The 22829-nt window shown below is 26.9% G+C and carries 27 protein-coding genes; 5 read left to right on the plus strand and 22 right to left on the minus strand.

What is annotated here, in order from left to right:
• Window positions 1-119 precede the first annotated feature (119 nt).
• The 5 genes from HF520_RS09085 to HF520_RS09105 form a co-directional block, all read right to left on the minus strand.
• A complete protein-coding gene (locus tag HF520_RS09085) occupies window positions 120-905 on the minus strand; it encodes a recombinase RecT (RefSeq protein ID WP_168573719.1) in 786 nt (261 codons plus the stop codon).
• 65 nt (window positions 906-970) lie between these two features.
• A complete protein-coding gene (locus tag HF520_RS09090; protein WP_168573720.1) occupies window positions 971-1918 on the minus strand; it encodes a YqaJ viral recombinase family nuclease in 948 nt (315 codons plus the stop codon).
• A 17-nt stretch (window positions 1919-1935) separates the two neighbouring features.
• Window positions 1936-2103: a hypothetical protein gene (locus HF520_RS09095; RefSeq protein ID WP_168573721.1), complete on the minus strand. Its 168-nt coding sequence runs from the start codon at window positions 2101-2103 to the stop codon at window positions 1936-1938.
• 52 nt (window positions 2104-2155) lie between these two features.
• A complete protein-coding gene (locus tag HF520_RS09100) occupies window positions 2156-2959 on the minus strand; it encodes a phage antirepressor KilAC domain-containing protein (protein WP_168573722.1) in 804 nt (267 codons plus the stop codon).
• A gap of 38 nt (window positions 2960-2997) precedes the next feature.
• Complete coding sequence (locus HF520_RS09105) at window positions 2998-3198, minus strand: helix-turn-helix transcriptional regulator (RefSeq protein ID WP_168573723.1); 201 nt, start codon at window positions 3196-3198, stop codon at window positions 2998-3000.
• 262 nt (window positions 3199-3460) lie between these two features.
• On the opposite strand from HF520_RS09105, the gene HF520_RS09110 reads away from it, so the two are divergent.
• The 3 genes from HF520_RS09110 to HF520_RS09120 all read left to right on the plus strand — a co-directional run bounded on the left by HF520_RS09110 (window position 3461) and on the right by HF520_RS09120 (window position 6373).
• Window positions 3461-3862: a helix-turn-helix domain-containing protein gene (locus tag HF520_RS09110; protein WP_168573724.1), complete on the plus strand. Its 402-nt coding sequence runs from the start codon at window positions 3461-3463 to the stop codon at window positions 3860-3862.
• A gap of 87 nt (window positions 3863-3949) precedes the next feature.
• A complete protein-coding gene (locus tag HF520_RS09115; RefSeq protein ID WP_168573725.1) occupies window positions 3950-4441 on the plus strand; it encodes an ImmA/IrrE family metallo-endopeptidase in 492 nt (163 codons plus the stop codon).
• A 288-nt stretch (window positions 4442-4729) separates the two neighbouring features.
• Entirely contained in the window at window positions 4730-6373 is a 1644-nt protein-coding gene (locus HF520_RS09120) for a recombinase family protein (RefSeq protein ID WP_168573726.1), read from the plus strand.
• Here the strand turns inward: HF520_RS09120 and HF520_RS09125 are convergent.
• Complete coding sequence (locus tag HF520_RS09125) at window positions 6332-7345, minus strand: FAD-dependent oxidoreductase (protein WP_168573727.1); 1014 nt, start codon at window positions 7343-7345, stop codon at window positions 6332-6334. The two genes, HF520_RS09120 and HF520_RS09125, sit on opposite strands and share 42 nt — an antisense overlap.
• Before the next feature lie 52 nt (window positions 7346-7397).
• Window positions 7398-8360, minus strand: a complete 963-nt coding sequence (locus HF520_RS09130) for a hypothetical protein (protein ID WP_243155136.1) — start codon at window positions 8358-8360, stop codon at window positions 7398-7400.
• A gap of 190 nt (window positions 8361-8550) precedes the next feature.
• Between HF520_RS09130 and HF520_RS15495 the strand changes: the two genes are divergently transcribed.
• The gene (locus HF520_RS15495; protein ID WP_168573729.1) at window positions 8551-9201 is read left to right on the plus strand and encodes a TMEM164 family acyltransferase; all 651 of its coding nucleotides are present in this window, start codon (window positions 8551-8553) and stop codon (window positions 9199-9201) included.
• A gap of 277 nt (window positions 9202-9478) precedes the next feature.
• Here HF520_RS15495 and asrC read toward each other — a convergent pair whose 3' ends face one another.
• The 14 genes from asrC to HF520_RS09205 all read right to left on the minus strand — a co-directional run bounded on the left by asrC (window position 9479) and on the right by HF520_RS09205 (window position 21262).
• The gene (asrC, locus tag HF520_RS09140) at window positions 9479-10447 is read right to left on the minus strand and encodes a sulfite reductase subunit C (protein ID WP_168573730.1); all 969 of its coding nucleotides are present in this window, start codon (window positions 10445-10447) and stop codon (window positions 9479-9481) included.
• A gap of 11 nt (window positions 10448-10458) precedes the next feature.
• On the minus strand, window positions 10459-11250 hold the full coding sequence (gene asrB / locus HF520_RS09145; protein ID WP_168573731.1) for an anaerobic sulfite reductase subunit AsrB: 792 nt from the start codon (window positions 11248-11250) through the stop codon (window positions 10459-10461).
• Window positions 11251-12261: an anaerobic sulfite reductase subunit AsrA gene (gene asrA / locus HF520_RS09150; RefSeq protein WP_168573732.1), complete on the minus strand. Its 1011-nt coding sequence runs from the start codon at window positions 12259-12261 to the stop codon at window positions 11251-11253. It lies immediately after the preceding gene.
• 166 nt (window positions 12262-12427) lie between these two features.
• Entirely contained in the window at window positions 12428-13093 is a 666-nt protein-coding gene (locus tag HF520_RS09155; RefSeq protein WP_168573733.1) for a Crp/Fnr family transcriptional regulator, read from the minus strand.
• Window positions 13094-13427: 334 nt separating this feature from the next.
• The gene (locus HF520_RS09160; RefSeq protein ID WP_168573734.1) at window positions 13428-13880 is read right to left on the minus strand and encodes a MarR family winged helix-turn-helix transcriptional regulator; all 453 of its coding nucleotides are present in this window, start codon (window positions 13878-13880) and stop codon (window positions 13428-13430) included.
• Window positions 13881-14022: 142 nt separating this feature from the next.
• Complete coding sequence (ytfJ, locus tag HF520_RS09165; protein WP_168573735.1) at window positions 14023-14457, minus strand: GerW family sporulation protein; 435 nt, start codon at window positions 14455-14457, stop codon at window positions 14023-14025.
• Between the two features lie 829 nt (window positions 14458-15286).
• Window positions 15287-15832, minus strand: a complete 546-nt coding sequence (gene scpB / locus HF520_RS09170; protein ID WP_168573736.1) for an SMC-Scp complex subunit ScpB — start codon at window positions 15830-15832, stop codon at window positions 15287-15289.
• 4 nt (window positions 15833-15836) lie between these two features.
• Window positions 15837-16559 carry a segregation and condensation protein A gene (locus tag HF520_RS09175; RefSeq protein WP_168573737.1) on the minus strand — a complete coding sequence of 241 codons (723 nt, stop codon included), beginning with the start codon at window positions 16557-16559 and terminating at the stop codon, window positions 15837-15839.
• Window positions 16560-16586: 27 nt separating this feature from the next.
• Complete coding sequence (locus HF520_RS09180; protein ID WP_168573738.1) at window positions 16587-17177, minus strand: site-2 protease family protein; 591 nt, start codon at window positions 17175-17177, stop codon at window positions 16587-16589.
• A gap of 166 nt (window positions 17178-17343) precedes the next feature.
• Entirely contained in the window at window positions 17344-18498 is a 1155-nt protein-coding gene (locus tag HF520_RS09185) for a D-alanyl-D-alanine carboxypeptidase family protein (RefSeq protein WP_168573739.1), read from the minus strand.
• Window positions 18499-18551: 53 nt separating this feature from the next.
• Window positions 18552-18758, minus strand: coding sequence for a CD1290 family small acid-soluble spore protein (locus tag HF520_RS09190; RefSeq protein ID WP_168573740.1), 207 nt, complete (start codon window positions 18756-18758; stop codon window positions 18552-18554).
• A 103-nt stretch (window positions 18759-18861) separates the two neighbouring features.
• Entirely contained in the window at window positions 18862-19149 is a 288-nt protein-coding gene (locus HF520_RS09195; protein WP_168573741.1) for a DUF503 domain-containing protein, read from the minus strand.
• Window positions 19150-19165: 16 nt separating this feature from the next.
• A complete protein-coding gene (locus tag HF520_RS09200; RefSeq protein WP_168573742.1) occupies window positions 19166-19501 on the minus strand; it encodes a YlbF family regulator in 336 nt (111 codons plus the stop codon).
• A gap of 90 nt (window positions 19502-19591) precedes the next feature.
• Window positions 19592-21262, minus strand: a complete 1671-nt coding sequence (locus HF520_RS09205; protein ID WP_168573743.1) for a ribonuclease J — start codon at window positions 21260-21262, stop codon at window positions 19592-19594.
• 221 nt (window positions 21263-21483) lie between these two features.
• Between HF520_RS09205 and HF520_RS09210 the strand changes: the two genes are divergently transcribed.
• On the plus strand, window positions 21484-22221 hold the full coding sequence (locus tag HF520_RS09210; protein ID WP_168573744.1) for a metal-dependent hydrolase: 738 nt from the start codon (window positions 21484-21486) through the stop codon (window positions 22219-22221).
• A gap of 4 nt (window positions 22222-22225) precedes the next feature.
• Here HF520_RS09210 and HF520_RS09215 read toward each other — a convergent pair whose 3' ends face one another.
• A complete protein-coding gene (locus HF520_RS09215; RefSeq protein ID WP_168573745.1) occupies window positions 22226-22681 on the minus strand; it encodes a Fur family transcriptional regulator in 456 nt (151 codons plus the stop codon).
• Window positions 22682-22829 lie beyond the last annotated feature (148 nt).

Below are 22829 nucleotides of genomic sequence, written 5' to 3' on the forward strand. Positions count from 1 at the left end.
TAATTTAATGTAAGACTTGTTTTTATTGTAACCTGTATAATCGCAAGTATTTCAGCGTAGATGTTTCTATAATAGTTTATTCGACATTTGCAAGTGCTCTTTACTTGCATGGAGAGAAACTATATAGAAACATCAAGCAGTTGCGACTCAACAGGTTCAATAAACAACATATCATTACTTATGGATTCCTTTACACTTTCATCAAATGCAATAGCTTTTTGCATCTCAATACTAAGAGGAGCATATTTAAGAAGCTTCTTAATAACTGTCTTTTTCGCCATAGAATCGAATTCATTTTCCCAAATTCCACCTTCAAAACTTTTAGAATACTTCTTTCCATTATTTAAAATTTCATCATAAGTCATAAAAGTAAAACTATATCTATTTGGCTCTAAATGGTAAACAGCATAATACCCAATAATTTTACCCCTATCACCTTTTAAAAGAGGCTTATGAATTAACTTTTGCTCTAAACCATAATCTATATCAAACTCATCATTTTCCCTTACTTCATGAGCATATAAACTCTTTAACTTTTCACTTCTATGTGCAAGTTCTAAAAGACCCTTATATCCTATTTGAAATTGAACTTTTTCCATTCCATTCACTTTATAAGGTATTAAATAAGCTTGTCCAAGCGGTGTATTTGGCTCTAAACCTAACTGGGCACTTTGCATCATAGCAGCTATAAAAGACATTGGATCACAATTTTGAAGTTTAGGATTTGAATTAAAAGCAGTAAGCGCCACTCTTTGAAATCTATCACTACTTAATTGACTTGGAAGAGCTGCTCCAATTTCTCCTTTCATTTTTACAATTAATTGTTTCATTGCATAACTTGGATTTACAGTTACAGAATTGCCCTTGGCTTCATTATTTTTTAACACTTTTTTTAAATTAGACATTTTATATCTCCCTTTTAAATTTATTGAATTTTCAAATATTTTAACTTGCAATTATTCTATTATTTTTATATCCTAAACACTCTAGAGCTAATAGTTTTCATGTATCTCTCTACTAGTTCTGGGTGTTCTTTTTTTAATCTCTTCGTATCTACAACATTTCTAATTTGCTTTTTCCAAGTAATCTTCCTATCACCCAAATAAGCCACTTCATACTCTTTCATTTGTAATTGTAAATACTGCTCCACTGATTTTTTCTCCATCTCCAAATCCTTTATAAGCTCACAAACATCATCATACCTATTTAAAAAATCAGTTTTTTCAAATAATATAAGCTCCTCATCAGTACTATCTTTATATAAGCTCTGAAGCATTTTAGAATAATCATCACTACCATCAGGTATTGGTAAAGAGCTTCCTAATACACACTTGTCCCAAAACGACTTTTCTAAATCCATTATTTGATTTATAAGTTCTTCATTTCTTTCTATCTTATGAATTACTAAATCTTCATTACCTATAAGTACCGCAATATAACAATGAGTTGCACCTGTAACTGCCATATAGTGATAACACTGTACTTGATAATAAATAGGAACTTCTTTTTGCCACAACTTCTTAGAGTAGCTATTAGTGACTTTACACTCTAAAAAAGCTTTTTCACCAATGATAGCTCTATCTATATTTGCAAGTGCAAACGGGTACTTATCATTTCTAAGTATTCCATTTACATTTCTAACCTTTTTATTAGTTTTCAGCATAAATTCATTAGCCACAAAATTTTTTAATTTATTTCCAAGCTCCATCCTATAACTAACTTCATCTTCATAAGAATTACCAACTTGTACCTCATCAATCTTATCCATATACACACTTATAGAACTTTTGTATGGACTAAGACCAAGTACACTAGCTGCGTCACTTCCACCAATACCTTCTTTTCTTCTTTTTTCCCACTCAAACTTATTCATATCTTTAGTTTCATAAATTACATAAGAATCTAAGTATTTTCTCATTTGTTATCCCCTTTAAATTAAATATTTTTAACTATACTTTGTTCTCTCATCAAATCTTCTAATCTATTTTTAAGCATTATTAAAGTAGCTCTAGCCTTTAATGCTTCAACTTGCTTTTCATCTTCAAAAACTTCAACTATCTTTTTAATTTTCTTTCCTTCAACAAAAGTCACTCTTTCCTTCATGATATCCCCTCCTCATATTTAATCTTATGAGGTATAAAATTTGTCCTATTCTTTATTTAAGAATATCTAAAAAATACTTCTGACCTTTTCCAGTTATAAGCGTTGTAGTAGATATCTTTTCTCCACTCTCAGTATTTATAATAGTTTCACACACTTTAAACAAACCACTTTTTATATAAGGCTGTTTAGGTGTATTCTTATCCTTACCAGCTTTTATAAGATATCCTTCTTCCCTTAGAAAACTAAATAATCTATTTCTACCAATTCTAATATCATTATTATTAAGAATCTTAGCAAATTGTCCTATTGTAATAGCTTCATTAGATGATGCTATACATTTACCAAATTCAGTATAAGGTTTATCAAAAGCCATACACTCTTCTAATCTCTCAACTTTTCTCTCAACTAATAATCTTTTATTTCTTTCTTCTTTTAACTTAGTAGCCATTTCAATTATAAAATCAGGATCTTGTAAAGTTTTATTAATAACATCATCACTCATATATGCACCGTTAACTCTTATAGATGGAATTACTTCTTCCATAATCCATTTTTCAAAACGCTTAGCATTTGGTAATTTCGATTTAATAATTAATCTATATACATTACCTTCATCTATAAACTTTTTTGATACATACTGAATAAAATCACTTCTATTTGAGTCATTTCTACGAACTACCCCCACGTCATGAAACGTTACCCCGTCCTCTTCACAATGTCTAATTATAGCTGCCCTTGGATTTGTATATCCTAAAACCTCGGCCACTGGTATAGCTTCAAAATATTCTTTATTATTTTTTACTATAACTCCTATATTTCCAAATTCCTCACTTGTAAAAATCTTTAAATTTTCCATTTTATAATCCCCCTATTCTATTATCATTTCGGTAAGTATTAATCAAAAAAAATTTCTCTTATCTCTTCTTCATTAAGATTAAAAATCTCAGTCATTTTTCTAAGCTCTTTTAAAGTAAACTTTGACCTTCCATTTTCTTTAAAGTTATAGCTTTTAACGTTTATACCTAGTTTTTTTGCAACATCAGCCTGCGTTAATCCTATTATCATACGCTTTACCTTTAACATCCTTAATCCCATTTTTAATACTCCTTTATAATTTTTATATTCTAAAATTTAAAATTTTATTGCAATTCGGTAATTAAATAGTACATCCATTTTTTTACAGTGTCAATGAAATAATGGTAATTTTTTTATAAAAATTATCACTTTTTTATTGAATTATACATTTTTTACTCATTTTATTACATTTTGTATATTTTTATTTCCATTTATGTAATACTGTGCTATCATTAAATTATAATAATAATATGTAAAAATTAACCAAAGGAGGGTATGAATTTTGGAGACAATAGCCCAAAGAATTTCTAGAGCTAGGCGTTATTTAAATATAAATCAAAAAGAGCTAGCTCAAAAAGCAAACATAACCGAAGCAAGTTTATCAAGATATGAAAACGGAATAAGAGAACCTAAATCAGCTGTACTTACAAGACTTGCAGAAGCACTTGAAGTATCAACAGATTATTTATTAGGGCTAAGCGAGAATAGAACTTATGAAGATAGTGATATATCTAATAAATCAGAAAAAGATATAAAAGTAATTTTAGAAAACGCAGAAAAAATGCTAAAGCAAGACGGCTTAATGTTTTCTGGAAAGCCAGCTTCAAAAGAAGCTATAGATGGAGTTTTACAGGCTATTCAAATGGGGATGCTATTAGCTATTGATAAAGAGAAAAATAAATAAAATTAGCTTTGTTCATGTCGCAACGACTTAGTCCGTTGCTCAAAATTATTTAATCAAGCAATCGATATATAAAAGGGGAGAATAGTTTTGATTTTAAAAGAGATAAGAGAAACAGTTAGAATTATAAAACAGTATTATCCCGGTTTAAGTGCATTAGATGTTTTAAATGAACTTAAAGTTGTCACTAGTTTTTTAGTAGATACTACTGAAACTAAATTACCAGATGGATGTTACTTTAAATTAGATAATGTAAAATTTGTACTTATAAATCCTTCACTTTCTGAACACGAAAGAAATAGAGTTTACGCCCATGAACTTGGACATGCTTTATTTCACCCAAACATTAACACATTGAATTTAGAAAATTACGATAAACTATTTGTAAAAAAACTAGAATTAGAAGCTGATAAATTTTGTTGTGAGTTCTTACTAGATGATAATGTATTCAGCACATATGAAGGTTATTCAAATTCTGAAATAGCAAAAATTTTTGGAATAACAACAGAGCTTGTCGATCTCAAATTTAATAATCTAGATAAACTTAATCTAATTGAAAAACCTAATTTCTCAGTTATGTAAAACTTCTTATTTTTAATATTTATATTGGTAAATGCATCATTTAATTTACCAATATATTTTTTTACACTTAATTTGGTTATTTTCCTTTAATAACTCTAAATAATTTATTAATTAGTTATATATTTAATTCATATATTTATATATACCTTTAATTCAAAATTCGCTTAATTCCTACTACTAAGCATATAAAATATAAATTTAACCTTTATTCAATAACTCAAATAATTAATAAACTTATACAAATACTATATATAAGTTATATATTGAACTAGCTACGGAGGTGAATTTATGAAAGTAGCGATATACTCTAGAAAATCAAAATTTACAGGCAAAGGTGAGTCTGTAGAAAATCAAGTTCAACTATGTAAAGACTATGCCAAGACATTAGGCGTAACAGAATTTTTAATATATGAAGATGAAGGTTTTTCTGGTAAAAATACAAATAGACCAGAATTTATAAAGATGTTAGAAGATGCAAAATCAAAAAAGTTCGATACAATAATCTGCTATAGACTAGACAGAATAAGCCGTAACGTATCAGACTTCTCTAGCTTAATAGATGACTTATCTTCACTAGGAATAGGCTTCATATCAATAAAAGAACAATTTGACACAACAACACCAATGGGAAGAGCTATGATGTTCATTTCAAGTGTATTTGCACAACTTGAAAGAGAAACAATCTCTGAACGTGTTAGAGATAACATGAGAGAACTCGCTAAAGATGGGAAATGGCTTGGAGGCCAATTACCATTAGGATATGATACTGAAATAATAAAATACGTATCTGATGGAAAAGAACGTAAATACAACATTCTAAAAGTAAATGAAGAAGAAATACCACTAGTTAATGATATCTACAACAAATTCTTAGAAGTAGGATCATTAACAAAAGTAAGTGAATATTTATATAAAAATAAAATAACAGGAAAAAACGGTGGAACAATAACACCATCAATGGTAAAAGAAATACTAACAAACCCAATATACGTAAAATCAAGCAAACTAACGCACCACTACTTTGAAATAAACAACATCCTAACAACAGGAGAAGCAAATGGATGTGGCTACTTAACATACGGTAAAAACAGAAACGGCAAAAAAGTAGATAAAAACAACTGGATATATGCGGTATCAAAACACTTAGGAATAATAGAAGATACAACATGGCTAGAAATCCAAAAGGTTGTAGATAAGCAAAGTAAAAAAGGATGTAGAACAGGGTCAAGTAAAAATGGTTTATTATCAGGAATATTAAAATGTGCAAAATGTGGTAGCGCAATGGTTTTAACATACTCTTCTTATGGAAAAGGTGAAAATAAAAGAAAATCATACTACTACAAATGCAATAAGAAATACACAATGTATAAATGCTCAAACTCTAATATAACTGGAAAGGAAATTGAGGACTTTGTACTTAATAAAATAAAATTAACAGATAAAGAAGTTTTAATAAGTGAATATGAGAAGATGAAAAATAACTTCAAAGCAATAAAACCAAAGGATAGCACATTAATACAAGAAGAAATAAAAAATAAAGAAAAAGCTATAAATCAGCTAGTCCTAAAGTTAAGCGAAGTAAATGAAGCTAGTGCAAAGTATGTAATTGCTCAAATTGATAAGCTTGGTTTGGAAATTGAAGAGTTAAAGAGTAAGCTTGATGATGTGAATGAGTTTGATAATGATATCGAGTTGGAGATGCTTAATATTGATTTGGTTGTTGATAATTTAAATAAGTTCAATAAGTTGATTGATAGTGCTAGTATTGATGAGAAGAAGATGCTTATTAACTCTATAGTTGATAAGATTACTTGGGATGGGGATTCTGGTGAGATAAGAATATTTTATAAGGGACTTTCATGGACGCAGTCTGGCCTGAATAATTTGTGTTTAGATACGGAGCGCATCTGTGTGACCAACATAAAAACCTGACTTTTCCCCTGCAACAAATAAATTTTTCATACCTTTTGCTCTCATGTAGTTATCTCTTGGAGATACTGATAAGTATCTAATAGAATTTCCTTTACCGCCTGAGTATGGGTCTACTATTAGAGCCCCTTCAAATCCAGGTACCATTCTTAATTTTTCTAAATTAAAAAATGGTGACATTAGTTTTGCATGACCTGTATCAATAAGAACTATATTTTCAGAAAATGCTGGAAGAGCATATTGTTGACAAACTTTAATATCTAGCTTTTCTGAATTTCTTAGTTCTTCTGGCAAAGGAACTACTGCACATCCTTTTGTCTCTAGCTCATGTTGTATTTCTTCACTTAGAGATTCTTTTAATAATTTCATAGAACCACTAAATGCACCATAGTCCCCTGTATTTCTTCTTCCTATCATATCCTCAATTCCACATCTAGCTGTAATACTAACCCTTCCACCAAATGATGGACATCTTAGTATACACATTGCGCATCCATTTCCATATTTAGTACAGTTACCCATAGGTCCTGACGATCCTGTTGTTTCTACGAAAGCATCCCCATAGATCTTTTCTCCATCTTCAAGCTCAACCGCCCTTATTCTTGGTCCATCAACCTCTACATCTACAACCCTACTAAAAAATCTTACATCAATCCCCATTCCTCTTATTAAATCTCTAACTGGTTTCTCTATTTTTGTTACATTATAAATGCTAGCATGATCATGTCCTGGAAAATCTACATCCTTATGTTTAGTATATTTATCTGTTAATCCAAATAATTCACTACCCCCTAAGGCTATACATTCTTCTGCAGCTGTATATCTTCCATTGTTTCTCATTATACCGCCAACATTCCCAAGACCTAATAATAAATCAGTTTTTTCAAGGATAATTACATCACAACCTGCTTTTTTTGCACTTATTGCGGCTGCACATCCAGACCAACCACCACCAATTACTACAACAGTTGCCATTTAGCATCTCCCCCTAACTTCAATAATTATAAATCATATTAATACTTTTATGTTACATGATTCTTAGAAAGTCTCTACTATTAATTTGAGCTTTACAGGACTTTATACGCTCGCCATTTACATTTACTGTACAAGCGCCACAAATACCCTCTCCACAACAAATTAAATTATTATTTGCTATTGATAATGCTATGTCTTTATCTACACTATCTACTAAGTTTCTCATACATTTATTAAATGTATTGTTGCCACCACTATAAACAAGTTTTACATCATTTCTTTTAATATAATCAGTTATGAAATCTTTATCTTCTTCTATATCTATAATATGAATATTAACCCCTAGATTATTTAACTTTTCTTTTACTTCATCTAAAATAGTTAAATTTTTATTGAAAAAAACTTCTACTGAATTATTATTATCTAGAAGTTTTTTTACTACATTTATTGAATTAACTTGAGATAATCCACCTAAAATAACTATACAGTTTGATTGCTTTATTTTTTTTATCTTATCAACTCCAAAAATACCATTAAAGTATGGTCCTTTTACTATGATTTCATTAAAATCTAATAGAGTTTTTGTCTTTATTCCTCTTGATTTTATAATAATCTCTAGTATGTTATTTTCTTTATCAATATCCATTACTGATATCGGAGCATTATAAATAGAACTATCTCTATTTATTGCTTTTAATAATACATATGCTCCTACTACATTTAACTCTATAGCCAAAGTATTAGGTATTTTTATTTTCGCTAAGAAAATATCTTCTTCAATTTCCCTTTTTTCCAAAATTTCACATACATGTTCTTTTCTATTATTTAATATTTGATTTTTATTATGTTGTACTTCGTTGTAGACACATACGCCCTGCCATGAACAATCACAAGTTTTTTCACCTCTTATTAAGCTACATTTTATACATTCTCCTGAGAACGCTAGATGACATGGACAATATTTGCTGCCACAATCAACACAGACCTTATTTTTTCCCTTATCCAAATTATCCACTTCCTTAAAATGATTTTATTTTTTAATATATTATTAATTTATTAGATTAACTTTTTTTTGTTACTTACAATGAATTTATATTCTATAATTTTTTCTTAAAAATATAATGTATATAAATAGGATTTTCATATATATATTTAGAATAATATGAGTATATATAAATTTAATTAAATAAATAGGAGATAATTATATGGTTAATACTTTTATTTTCTCAAAAGATCATTTGACTGTACTTTTTTTCTTTGCATTGTTCTTATACTTTTCTCCAAAGTTAACAAAAAATCTACTTCCTTATAGTTATATAGTTGAGAAGATAATTTGTTTAATGATACTTTTAGAAATCGTATTGGAACAAGCTTTTGTGTTTTCTGTTGATAACTACTCTGCGCTAAACTCTTTACCTATTGATATTTGTAGATTTACTGAATATATTTGTATAGCTATATTGTTTTTTAAGCAATATCAGTTATTTAACATATATTTTTCTTGGAGCCTGGTTTGTTCTATTGGCAATTTAATCTTCTTTAAATATATACCTTATAATTTTCCAAATTTTCTTTATTTAGCGTATATATTTTCTAATAGTTTGTTACTTTATGCCAATGTTTATATGGTCCAAGTTAGAAAGTTTAAACTTAATAAACAAGCTATAAAAGATAACTTAATAATGTGTGTAATTTATTTTTCTTTTATCTTTCTTTTGAACAAGTTTATAGGTTCTGAATATACTTATAGTTTTTCTAGTTGTAATATTTCAAGTATACTTATTTTTACTGGATTAACAACCTCTGTATATATCCCCTATTATATATTTAAAAGTGATGAATCCAGCTTCAATTAAAATAAAAAAGCTATGAAGAAGATTATAAATCTTCTTCATAGCTTTTTTAATCCAAATTTTTATATGGTTTTTTGTGAGTATTTTTATACTTTTTTATATAGAATCTTCTTTTTTCTATGTTTTATATATTTTTAAACTTTTACCATATCTAAATTTCCTGGGGAATTTCATTTTATATTGTAAAACTATATTTTCTATTTCAAATAACTCATATTATTTCTCAAGATATTTTATACATACTTAAATTATATCTAATTTTTAACTCTCTAAAATTTACTTAATATCTTATACCACTCCAATAAATATTTTCACTTACCTTAACCATATCACTAAGTTCTACACCTTCCAATGCCCATTTCTTAAACTCCATAAATCCAGTCCTATCAACTATGTATCCAATATGTTCTTTACCACCTGGTGCATTTAAATCTATATATTTATTTACATATTTATAAGTGTTCATAATTATCTTAATTATAGATTCTTCATCAACCCAAATAAGAAAATCTTCTGCTAGTCTTGGATTTTTCTTTCCAGTTCTACCCATTATAGCTAATCTATAATATTTCTTTGAATCTCTAGTCCAAGCACTAGTTGGACAGTTTAAAGTACATTCTCCACATCCGATACATTTATCATGATCTCTAACAATCTTATAATTTTCCATTTTTAAAGCACCAGTAGATAGTTTTTGACATTTTTTAACACATGCGCCACATGAAACACACCTTTCTTTTTCATAAATAGGCAAAGTCATACCTATTATTCCAAAGTCATGAGTTCTAGCTTTTATACAATCATTTGGACATCCTGTTAATGCTATCTTAAAGTGAAGATTATTTGGAAATACAGCTTTTTCTATCTTTTTTGCAAATTCAGTTGTATTATATTGAGCCTTTGGACAGACTTTATTTCCTATACATGCACATATATTTCTAGTTCCTGCAGCAGGATATCCTTTATTCTCTTCTTTCTGATTTATATCCATTTTTTCTATTACTGGTTGAATTAATTTATTAACTTCACTCATATCTTCCATGCTTATTCCAAGAATTTCAAATCCTTGTCTTGTAGTTATATGAATCTGACCATTTCCATATTTATTAGATATCTTAGATACTATTATCAAACTTTCTGGATCAATACATCCACCTGGTATCCTAACTCTAAGAGATGTCTCATATTTATTTTTAGTAATCCTATAAGCATTTTTAATTAATGTTTTAGTATTTATATCTCTTATCATATTTTTACCTCCTAATCTACAAGATTCTTAGCATAAGAATAATCAAATACAGGTCCATCTATACAAATATAAGTGTCATCCATTTTACAATGTCCACATTTACCTATCCCACAACACATTTTTCTTTCATACGAAACCCATATATTATGCTCTGCTAAATCTCTTTTTAAAAATTCAGCAACAGTAAATTTCATCATCATAGGAGGTCCCACCACTACTGCTGATGTATTGTTTATATCATCTATATTTAATTTTGGTATATATTTTGTTACTAATCCCACATTTCCATTATAATCTTTATCAGCTTTATCTACTGTTATAATTATATCTAATTTTTCACTCCATTTTTTAATATCTTCCTTAAATAAAATGTCATCATTAGACTTAAAACCAGCAATTAATTTAAAGCTTTTACATTTATCTAAGTTATGATAAAAATATTCAACTATCCCTCTTACTGGTGCTAAACCACTTCCTCCAGCTACAACAATTATCTCTCTACCTTCATATAAATTAACATTAAATCCATTTCCATAAGGTCCTCTTATAAAAAGATTATCCCCTATTTTATAATTAAATAATTCACTAGTTACTTTCCCTACGTTCCTTATAGTAAAATCTATATAATCTTCACCATATCCTGATACAGATATTGGACTTTCCCCATACTTAGGTATAGATATTTCATAAAATTTACCTGGAAGTACATTTTGTGTATTGCATTTTACTCTGAAAGTCCATTCAATATCTGTATGCTTAGTTATATTTATTATCTTTGAAGATACTGGTATATATGGGTTCATTTACTCTAACTCTCCTTTATCACATACTAATTTATTTACCTTATCGATACATTCTGAGAATGATATGTATTGAGGGCATGCATCGTCACATCTACCACATCCTACACACATATGGTATCCAAATCTTTTATTGAAATCATATATCTTATGCATAACCTTAAATCTCATTCTTTCACCTTGATTTTTCCTAAAAGAGTGATTGCCTGCCATGTCTGTATATCCATCTATTTGACAAGAGGCCCATACTCTTCTTCTTTCTCCTACATTCTCATTTTCTTTATAGTAAATATCTTGCATTGTAAAACATGAGCAAGTTGGACAAACAAAGTTACATCTTCCACATCCTATACATCTACTATTGTACTCTTCCCACATCGTATTATTAGCTATTGATATTGGTTCTATATCATCTGGTATTTTTACAGATATTGTATTTTTTTTAACAAAACTAACTTCAAAATCTACACTTTCACCTTTAAATACATTTAATTCATCATCCTTTATGTCTAAATAAATTTCATCATCTCGAAAATCTATAGCCATTGAATAATCATCACATTTATTTGAATTCATACTAACACAAAAACAATTTCTAAAACTTTCTTTACATCCAATAAGTACAAATTTCACTTTCTCTCTCAATCGTTTATAATAGTAATCTTTTTCAGCTCCATTATTTAAATATATTTCATCTAGTCTTTTTATACCATTTAAGTCACATGCTCTCAAGAAAACTAGTAATTTTATATTCTCTATATCACTTTCTTTATATTCTTTTTCTGTAAAATAAAATAGAACTTGATTTATAGGAAATATAACTTCTTTAACCGAAAAACTAGATTTTTTATTAAGTTCTATTTCTTCAAAGCTACTTATTTCTTCATATTTTGTTAAGTCTGTATCTGAGTAAATTCCTTTAAAAGGAGTTGTAACAGGAGCTAAAATTTTATACTCAGATTTTAAAGACTTAAGACCTTTATTAAAGCTTGATTTATCTAATCTTATCTTCATCTAAATTCCCCCCTATACTTTGTTAAATAAATATTAACACTCTGATTAATTATAAGTCTGTGATAATTATCACAACTAAGTATTCTTTAATAAAAACAATTATACAAAAAAACCTTAAAACAAAGATTTAATAAAGTTTAAATCCTTTATCTTAAGGTTATAACATTTACATGCCTTTAAAATATTTCGAAAGACCTTCCATCCTAATATATACTTTTTTTCCTTCTAGTTTAACTAAATCTTCATCTTGAAGTATTTTCATAGCTCTGGATAACGTTTCCCTTTTACACCCTAACATCTCCGCTATATAAGTTATAGTCAAATTTACATTTAAAAAAGTCCATTGTCCTTTTTTAACTCCAAATTCTTTCCCCATTCTATATAGTTTAGCAGCTAACTTCTTATCTATTCTTATAGATATAGAATTTTTAACTTGTCTATATAATCTACGATTTCTATTTTGAATATGAACTAAAATATTTTTTGTTAGTCTAAGGTCATCTTCCATAACTTTAATAAAATCCTCTGCATTACATTCAAGTATGATAGATTTTTCAAAAGCCTCACATCCTATAGAAGATGTTTTTATACCATCAATTAAAAGCTCATTTATCATTTCACCTTTGTTTAGTATAAATATTATTTTACGCTCTCCACTTTCACTCATTTTAAATACAGATATTTTTCCATCTTTTAAAAAAAATAATTTTTCTAAATTATCTCTTTCATTAAATAAGATTTCATTTTTATTTAAGATTTTTGAATTTAATAATTTTCTGATTTTAATTTTACTTTCTTCTTTTATTCCATCAAAAACTTGAATATTATCCATATCTCCTCCAATTTTTATTTTGTACTATAGATAATATTTCAGACTATCTACTTATATAGCTCTCTATTTCAATTATCATATCCATCTTCAAGACTTCCGAATCAATTTAAATATTTTTAAAATTGAGGCCTTTAAAGTTATTTTTATCTATAATTACATTTCCATTATTAAATTAAAAAGTTATATCAATTTCTTTATAAAAACAATTTTTATAATTTTTTTATATTAAGAATATTATACCATTAGTTTAATAAATATTGAAATTTAAGCATACAATTATCTATTATTAATATAAAAAAGAACTATGTAACATTTAATATTACATAGTTCTTTTTTATATTTCCATATCAATCATTTTCTTAGTTATACTTTTAATGTTTTGTAATGACTCAACCATAATTGTTCTATCTTCGCTACTTAATGCATTGAACTTCGACTCTATAATAGAGGATATAGTCTTCATTTCATTATTTATAACTGCCTCTCCATACTCAGTTATTCCATAAAACGTATTTCTTCTATCTCTACTATCTTCTTTTCTATACACATAATTTTGATCTACTAACTTATTTAATAAAATACATAAACTTGATGTTGATACATTAAGTTCCTTACTTAAATTTTTAAGTTCCATTTTTTTATACTTGTATATCTTTAGTAAAACAAAAAACTGTCTTTCCGTTAACGTTTTATTTTCTATATTCCTCTCTTTGTTTATATTCTTTATAAAATTATTAAATAGCTCTATATCATAAAGTATTAATTGAGCCAAATTTTTTTCATTCATTTTCTCACCCCACGCCGCTATTAGTTGTTTATACTCCGTTAAATTCACATCTCCTATCTATTATACTCTAAAAGTTTTATTTTTTAAATTAAAATTATAGTAATTATATATTATTTAATTCTTAAATTAAGATTTTTATATTCTATTTTTTACACTTACTTTCTTTTTGTTTATTATTTTTTTCCTTATTCATTTTTTGAATTTTTTCGATAACTTTAGGTGTAGCTGTCAATATATTATCTACTAAATTAATATTATCATCTAAACTCATTAATCTTGTTTCTCCATTCTCTACAACTACGAATGCTACCGGTTGTACAGAAATTGCACCTGCACTACCACCTGCAAAATTAGTATCATTGCTCTTATTATTAATCTCTAAATCTTTTTTATTATCATATCCTTTAGAGTATTCTCCACCACCTATTCCAAATCCTATGGTTACTTTTGAAATAGGTACAACTACAGTATTATCAGTCTTTATTGGATCACCAATTATTGTATTAGCATCTATAGAACCCTTTATAGTTTCAAGAGTTGTTTCCATAAGACTTTGTATTGAACCTGTTGCTCTCATGATTACCACCATCCTTATTTTTTCTATTAATCTTTATAAGTGATATAGTTAATTTAAATAAATCACTTATTCTAGGGTTTATATGTATTCTTATATTTCCCTTTATATAATCTTCTATATAATTAGGTCTTACATTTAAATACATTTTTTGAGGACTAATTATATTGCTTAAATTAGCATAAATGATATTTATGAATAAATATATAAAAGATGTAAAATATATATTTTTATTACCAAAACTTATATTTGAATAAAGTTCTTTTACCATTGTTTCTTTAGACAGTTTATAAATACTAAAAAATTCACGAAACAATAATTTTAGCTTTATTTTTTTTACATTCTCCTTTTCATTTTTTTTATTAATCTTCCTATTTTTATTTTTTTTATTTTTAGGAGGATAAATCTGCAATTTAATATTTAATAAATTAAAAAAGTATTTGATATTTAACTTTATAAAAAAATCACTATTATTTATATCTATTGTAAATATTATATTTATCCTTGATTTTAAAATTATTAATAAAGTTAATATTAATATAATTATAATAAGAGAAAAGTTGTATATAGCATTATATTTCATGTTACTATTATTTTCTAAAAGATAATTATCTATACTTTTTCTATAAATTTATAATATAAAATTTAATCTATTATTTTTAATATAATAAGTAAATCATTCAAATAATAAATTCTCTTAGTTATACTAATTCTATATCGTTACTCGAGATTAATTATTTATGTTTGTAATTTCTATATACAAAACAAGTATTCTATAATCTACTACTATAAAAAATGTCCATAAGATTCTAAGTCTTATGGACATTTTTTATTAGTTTATATTTTGTATATCTTCATTTTCATAATTCTCTATAGGAGGTAAGTCTTCCAGTCTTTCTATATTTATTAATTTTAAAAATTCATCTGTGGTTTTATATATTATAGGCTTACCTATTTTATTTAATCTTCCAGCTTCTCTAATAAGGTCATTTTCTAAAAGAGTCTGAATAACCTTATCACACTTAACGCCTCTTATATCCTCTATTTCAACCTTAGTTATCGGTTGCTTATACGCTATAATAGTCAAGGTTTCTAATGTAGCTTGACTTAAAGTTTTCTTTTTTTTCGGTTCAAGGACTTTTTTAATATAGTCTGCATATTTTTTATTAGTACACATTTGGTACTTATTTTCTAATTTTATTATTTGAATACCTCTATTATTTTCCTTATATTCTTCTCTTAAAGAATGTAACATATATTCAATTTCTTTTGGAGAAAGTTCTTCATTTATTATCGAATTTAGTTCTTTTATACTTATAGGCTCTCCATATGCAAACATTACTGATTCTATAATATGCTTAATATCCTCACGTTTCATTTTATCACTCCGAACATTTCTTTATTAATATATCATCAAAGAATATATCTTGTTCAACTATTATTTCTTTTGACTTTATTAATTCTAGTATGGATAAGAACGTAGCTATTACTTCGTTTTTATCGCAATTTTTTATTATATTAGTAAAGTGAATTTTTTCTTTAGATTTTATAATATCTCTTATATATACCATTTTTTCCTCTACTGAAACAATTCTGCCTTTTACAATCTTATTTAATTTTTCATCTTTAGTAGTATCATCTTCACTTGTATTTACTCTTAAAATTCGTGGTAGAATCATCTTTATAGCTTCAATTGATATATCTTCTAAATCTATTTTTTCATCAATTATTATTTCTTCTTTTTTTCTATAGAATACTTCACTTAAATCAGTTACATTACTTTTTATATCTTGTGCAGCTAGCTTATACTTTTTATATTCTTCTAACTTCTCCATAAGTTCTAATCTTGGATCTTCCTCTTCTTCATTATCCTTTTGCTTATACAGAAGGTATTTAGATTTTATTTGAAGAAGTTTCGATGCCATTGTTATAAACTCACTAGTTATTTCTAAATCCATTTTATCAAGCATTTCTAGATAGCTCAAATATTGTTTAGTTATCTCTGTAATAGATATATCTTTTATATCTATCTTTTGCTTTGATATCATGTCATATAATAAGTCTAAAGGACCATCATATACCTGTAAATGTATGTTATATTTCATTAAGTTACCTCTTTAAATTCTAATTACTTATAAAAATACCCCTACTATACTTACAATGGCTGTATATATCGGACTATAGATTATAGTATATACTCCTGTAAATATTGCAAGTAGTAATATTATCTGACCATAACTTTCATACTTATAAACAAACTCACTCCATTTTAAAGGTATAAAAGCTGATACAACTCCCCATCCATCAAGCGGTGGTATTGGAATTAAATTAAATGCTGCAAAAGCAATATTGTAAGCTGCCGTAGTTGAAGCTATTGTGTATATAGCATACATATGAGAATTCTTAGCTATAATTAAAGCTATTATTGCTGTAATTATATTCCCTATAGCTCCAGATAAAGATACTATTACATTTCCCCACTTGTAATTTTTAAAATTATTTGGATTAACAGGTACTGGTTTAGCCCAACCTATATGGAAAATTAATAAAGTTATTAGACCTATTGGATCAACATGTTTAGCTGGATTTAGAGTTAATCTACCATAGGCTTTAGCTGTATTATCTCCTAATAAGTAAGCTGAAAGTGCATGCCCAAACTCATGTACCGATAATGCAATAGCAATAGCTACTAAATTTACTAATATATCACTTAAAAGATTCATATATTTTCTCTCCTATTATATATTTTTAGTACTACTATTATAACATGTATAAAGTTATAATCAAAATTTTTCTATAGTTACTTTTATCTATATCTCATCTATTAATTTACATGATAAAAGAGCAAGTTTTATATTAAACCTTGCTCTTTTATCATGTAAGTTAACTTTATAACATATTATCTATTACTCTTTGTAACATTTTTAAATAGCTAGCTTTATTTATATCTTTATTATTGACTAATTCTACTTCTCCAATTTTATCTTTTCCCCTATAAACTTCTACAATACCTAGAACTGTACCTTTTTTAATAGGTAATTTAGATTCTTCATATACTTTTATTTTTTTAGTAAACTCTTTAGAGTCACCTTTTTTTATAAGAACTGATAAATCATCTTTTGCTACTAAACTAATCTTTTCTTCTTCTGCTTTTTCCATAGTTAGAGTAGATATTTTATCATCTCTAGAGCATAATTTCACACTTTCATAATTTGCAAATCCATAATTTAAAAGACTTGATGCATCTTTAAATCTTTCTTGAGATGTTTCAGCTCCAAGCGTTGCTGCTACTAAATGTGTATCACCTCTTTTAGCTGATGCCGATAAGCAATATTTAGCTTGTTGTGTAAATCCTGTCTTAACACCTGTTGCCCCTTGATAATGTTTAATTAATTTATTAGTATTTGCAAGACCTATCGTTGATTGCTTTTTACCTACAACAACTGAATCCATCCAAGTAGTTAAGTATTTACTTATTCTATCATGTTTTAATAGCTCTCTAGACATTGTTGCAATATCATAAGCAGATGTATAGTGATTATCTACTGGCAATCCATTAGTATTCACAAAATGTGTATCATTCATCCCTAGCTCCTTAGCTTTAGCATTCATCATATCAACAAATGATTCTACACTTCCTGCTATGTATTCTGCCATAGCAACACAAGCATCATTTGCAGATGCAACTGCAATACCTTTTAGTAAAGTATCTACACTTTGTGTTTCTCCAGGCTCTAAAAATATCTGACTTCCTCCCATACTAGATGCAACTTCACTTACTTGCACTTGATCATCTATTTTTATTTTTCCGCTGTCTAATGCTTCACATATTAAAAGCATTGTCATTACTTTTGTAACACTCGCTGGTGGCAATTTCTCATGTGAATTCTTTTCATATAAAACTTGTCCACTTCCAACATCCATTAAAATAACTGATTTAGATGAAATATTTAAGTTACTATTTTCCTTATCACCTGCAAAAGATAAATTCGTATTTGTTATTATAAGTGCAAATACTAATATTATGCTGGATATTTTTTTCATTTATGTCACCTCTTAATTTGTATTTAAGATTAGTCTTTCACAGTTATATTTTTTTATTCGAAATGTGTAGGAGATACGCTTTGTTCTAAGTTTCTTTTTAATTCTAATTTTTCAAAATAATTACTTAGTATACCATTTGATTTAGCATTCTCTATTATATCAAAAACATCTTCATGACTCATACCATAATCTGCCGCTATTTCAAACTTAACCTGCTTTAAGGCTATTTTAGCATTTTTATTTTGAATTTTATTATCCATATATAAGACCTCCTATTAAAATTTATTTATAATTATTTTTTACTAAAAACAAACAAAAAACCCGTGCAAATTAATAAAATTTTAATAATTTACACGAGCTAAACTAATAATGTATTATTTCACTTTCTATTGATATAATTTCTGCATCTGTATTTTCTTCTACAAACCTAATAATACTTTCCATAGAAGAATTACACTGAGCATCATTCAAATCTACCTTAGAGATTCCTATGGTTATTCTTTGATGTAATTCTTGATTAGATATTTCGCTTGCAGATATATTAAATGTATTTTGAAGTTTTTTTAATATACTCTTAACAATCATTCTTTTTTCTTTTAATGAATGTACCCAATTCGCTCTTAAATCAACTCTCATCACTAGTATTTTCATAATATATCTCCTATATTTACTTATAATCTTCTTGTACTGTTTCTCCTAAAATTATATTTATAGTATTCATCATATTCATAAAATTTTGTTCATCTATTAAATAATTATAGACTTTTTCATTATTTTTAATTCTATCTTCTAAAGTTTGAATCTTTCTCATAGTTTTTTTATCTATTTTTCTATTTTTTATTTTATAACTTTGAATCTCCATTTGACCTAGCTTATATTCTTTTAATAGATTTTCACTGTCTTTATCTAATTTTAATTCTTTCATACTTTTTTGGAAAGCCTTATATTCCTTACTATCTTTTATATCACTTGCTAGTTTTGTGGCACTTTCATATATTTTCATAAGAACCTCCTAAAAATATATTTATACTTTATATATATTATTTAAAATAAAAAATAGACATGAAATAAATTCATGTCTATTTTGTCAATCCTATACTTCCATTATTATAGGAAGTATCATAGGGTTTCTCTTAGTTTTTTGATATAAATATTCTTTTAAGTTTTCTTTTATATTATTCTTTAGGTAAGCCCATTCTTTTATATTTTTCTCTTCACATTCAACTAATACGTCTTTTATTACATTCTTAGCTCCATCCATTAAGTCTTCAGACTCCCTTACATATACAAATCCTCTAGATATAATATCTGGACCAGCTAATACTTTTCCATCTTCTTTAGATATAGTTACAACAACTATCATTAAACCATCTTCAGAAAGATGTTTTCTATCCCTTAATACTATATTTCCTACATCACCAACACCTAATCCATCAACTAATACATTTCCTGTTGGTATGCGAGTTGTTACTGCAGCAGAATTTCTATCTAATTCTAATACTTCTCCTGTTTGCATAACAAACACATTATCTTCTGGCATACCTAAGCTCTGAGCAAGTTCTGCATGTCTCTTTAGCATTCTATATTCACCATGAGCTGGCATAAAGTATTTAGGTCTTACTAATCTATGCATAAGTTTTAATTCTTCTTGGCACGCATGACCTGATACATGTATATCTGCTATATCATTATATACAACGTCTGCTCCCTTCTCAAATAAGAAGTTAATTACTTTAGATATCAATTTTTCATTACCTGGTATTGGATGAGCTGATATTATTACTAAATCACCTTTTTTTATTTCTACTTTTTTATGTTCTGAGCTTGCCATTCTCGCAAGAGCTGACATAGGCTCTCCTTGAGTACCTGTAGTTATTATCACTAACTCATTATCTTGATATTTTGATATATCATTTAAATCAATTAACATATCATCCTCAATATCTAAATATCCTAATTCTTTTGCAACTCCAACTACGTTTACCATAGATCTACCTGATACAGCTATTTTTCTTCCAAATTTAGCAGCTAAATCAACTACTTGTTGCAATCTGTGTATATTAGATGCGAATGTAGCAACTATTATTCTACTCTCATTTCCTTTTCTAAATAAATCATCTAATCCTGTTCCCACTGTTTTTTCAGACATACTATATCCTGGCTTCCCAACATTTGTACTATCTGCTAACATTAAAAGAACTCCCTTTTGGCTTAACTCACAGATTCTATGCATATCCATAACATCTCCATCTATTGGAGTTAAATCAACTTTAAAGTCTCCTGTATGGAATATTATACCTTTGTCTGTGTGTACGGCTATAGAGTAAGCATCTGGTATACTATGATTCATCTTTATGAACTCTACATCCATATTAGTAAGCTTTATAATTTGTCTAGTAGTTACAACATTTAACTTAACGTTATTAAGTTTATGCTCTTTTAACTTCACTTGTATAAGAGCTATACTAAGTCTTGAACCATAAACAGGTACATTTAATTTTTTTAGAATATAAGGAAGCGCTCCTATATGATCTTCGTGACCATGTGTTATAAATATACCTTTTATTTTGTCCTTATTTCTCATTAAATAAGTTATATCCGGTATAACTATATCTACCCCTAACATCTCATCTTCTGGAAAACTTAATCCCGCATCAATTACAACTATCTCATCTTTATATTCAATAACGGTCATATTTTTACCAACTTCATTAAGTCCACCTAGGGCTGCTACCTTGATTTTATTGGCGTTCTTCTTGAACAACTACACCATCTCCTTCTGTCTATTTAATTTTCTAAATTCCAAACATTATATATTAAATTTAAATAATATCAAATCACGAACTCTACCAGTTATTATCATTGTACCACAAATCTTATTATATTTTAAGTAATATTTAAAATACATTTCTTTCATTATTTTGACAAAAACAAATTATTCTGATATCCTCTGAATATATTAAACTATTATATTTAGGAGGATTTATGCGTGGTAGAACCCATTGTACTATAGGTGTCCTAGCATCTATACAGGCATCTTTAATTTTCAAAATACCAATTTCAATATTTTCCATTATAATATCAGCAGTTTTTTCTTTACTTCCTGATTTAGATGAACCAAATTCTACAATTTCTCATCTTTTCTTTAAAAAAAATTTTTCTAAATTTATATACAAAATATTAATATATCTCATTAATATTTTAATATTCTTTTTTTCTTTAAAAATAAATGATAACTTCTATTTAAGCTCAGTTATAACATTTATTTCTATATTTATAATTGAATCAAAATTAACTCATAATTTTTTAAGAAAGATATTCTTATCGCTAATATTTTTATTATTAGGAACTTGCCTTTATTTAGTAAATACAAAAATACATATAATTCTTTTTATAATGATGTTAGCTATTTTTCCGTGGTTAAAACACAGAGGAATATCTCATAGTATTTTAGCGATTATCATAATTTATCTTTTACTTAAACAAATAGAGATACTAACTAATATATACAATTTATCATTTTGGGGAACTATAAGTTATGCAAGTCATATATTTTTAGGTGATTTATTTACTCGTCAAGGTGTCCCATTATTCTATCCTTTAAGCAATAAAAAAATTTCATTAGGAAATCTTAAGGTAGGAGGATACTTTAGCAATTTCTTAGAGATTTTAATTATTATATCTTTGATATGTATTATAATATATTCATTAATAAAAATGTAAGTCCTTATTTAGGACTTACATTTTTATTACATTCTTCACATAAACCATAAAATTTAACATCATGATCTACTATATTAAATTTATACAATGACTGTATTTCACGTTCAATACTATCTAATAAATCTTCTTTTACTTCTATTATTTTATTACATTTACTACATATTAAATGATGGTGATGATGACAATCTTCTTCATTTAAGCTTATCTCATATCTTACGCATCCATCATCTAAATTAAGCTTTGATATTACATTTATTTCATCTAATAACTGCATTGTTCTATATACTGTTGCTAGACCTATTTCCGGACAATCCACTCTTACTAAATCGTATATTTCTTCACTACTTAAATGTTCGTCTTCATGTTTTAATAATATTTCTATTATTGCTCTTCTTTGAGGAGTAATTTTAAATCCCGTTTCCTTTAATTTATCTTTTAGTTCGTCCATTGTATTCTTCATTATATCACCCTTTTATTTTTCAATTGATAATTCTTAGTAAAAATTTTATACTAGATTTATACATATTGTCAATAAATTTAGTATATTATATATATCATTTAATCTTCAATTGAGAATAAAGTCCACAAATTATGTATAATTAGTTATA

This window comes from Romboutsia sp. CE17 (genome assembly GCF_012317385.1).
Classification (GTDB): Bacteria; Bacillota; Clostridia; order Peptostreptococcales; family Peptostreptococcaceae; genus Romboutsia_E.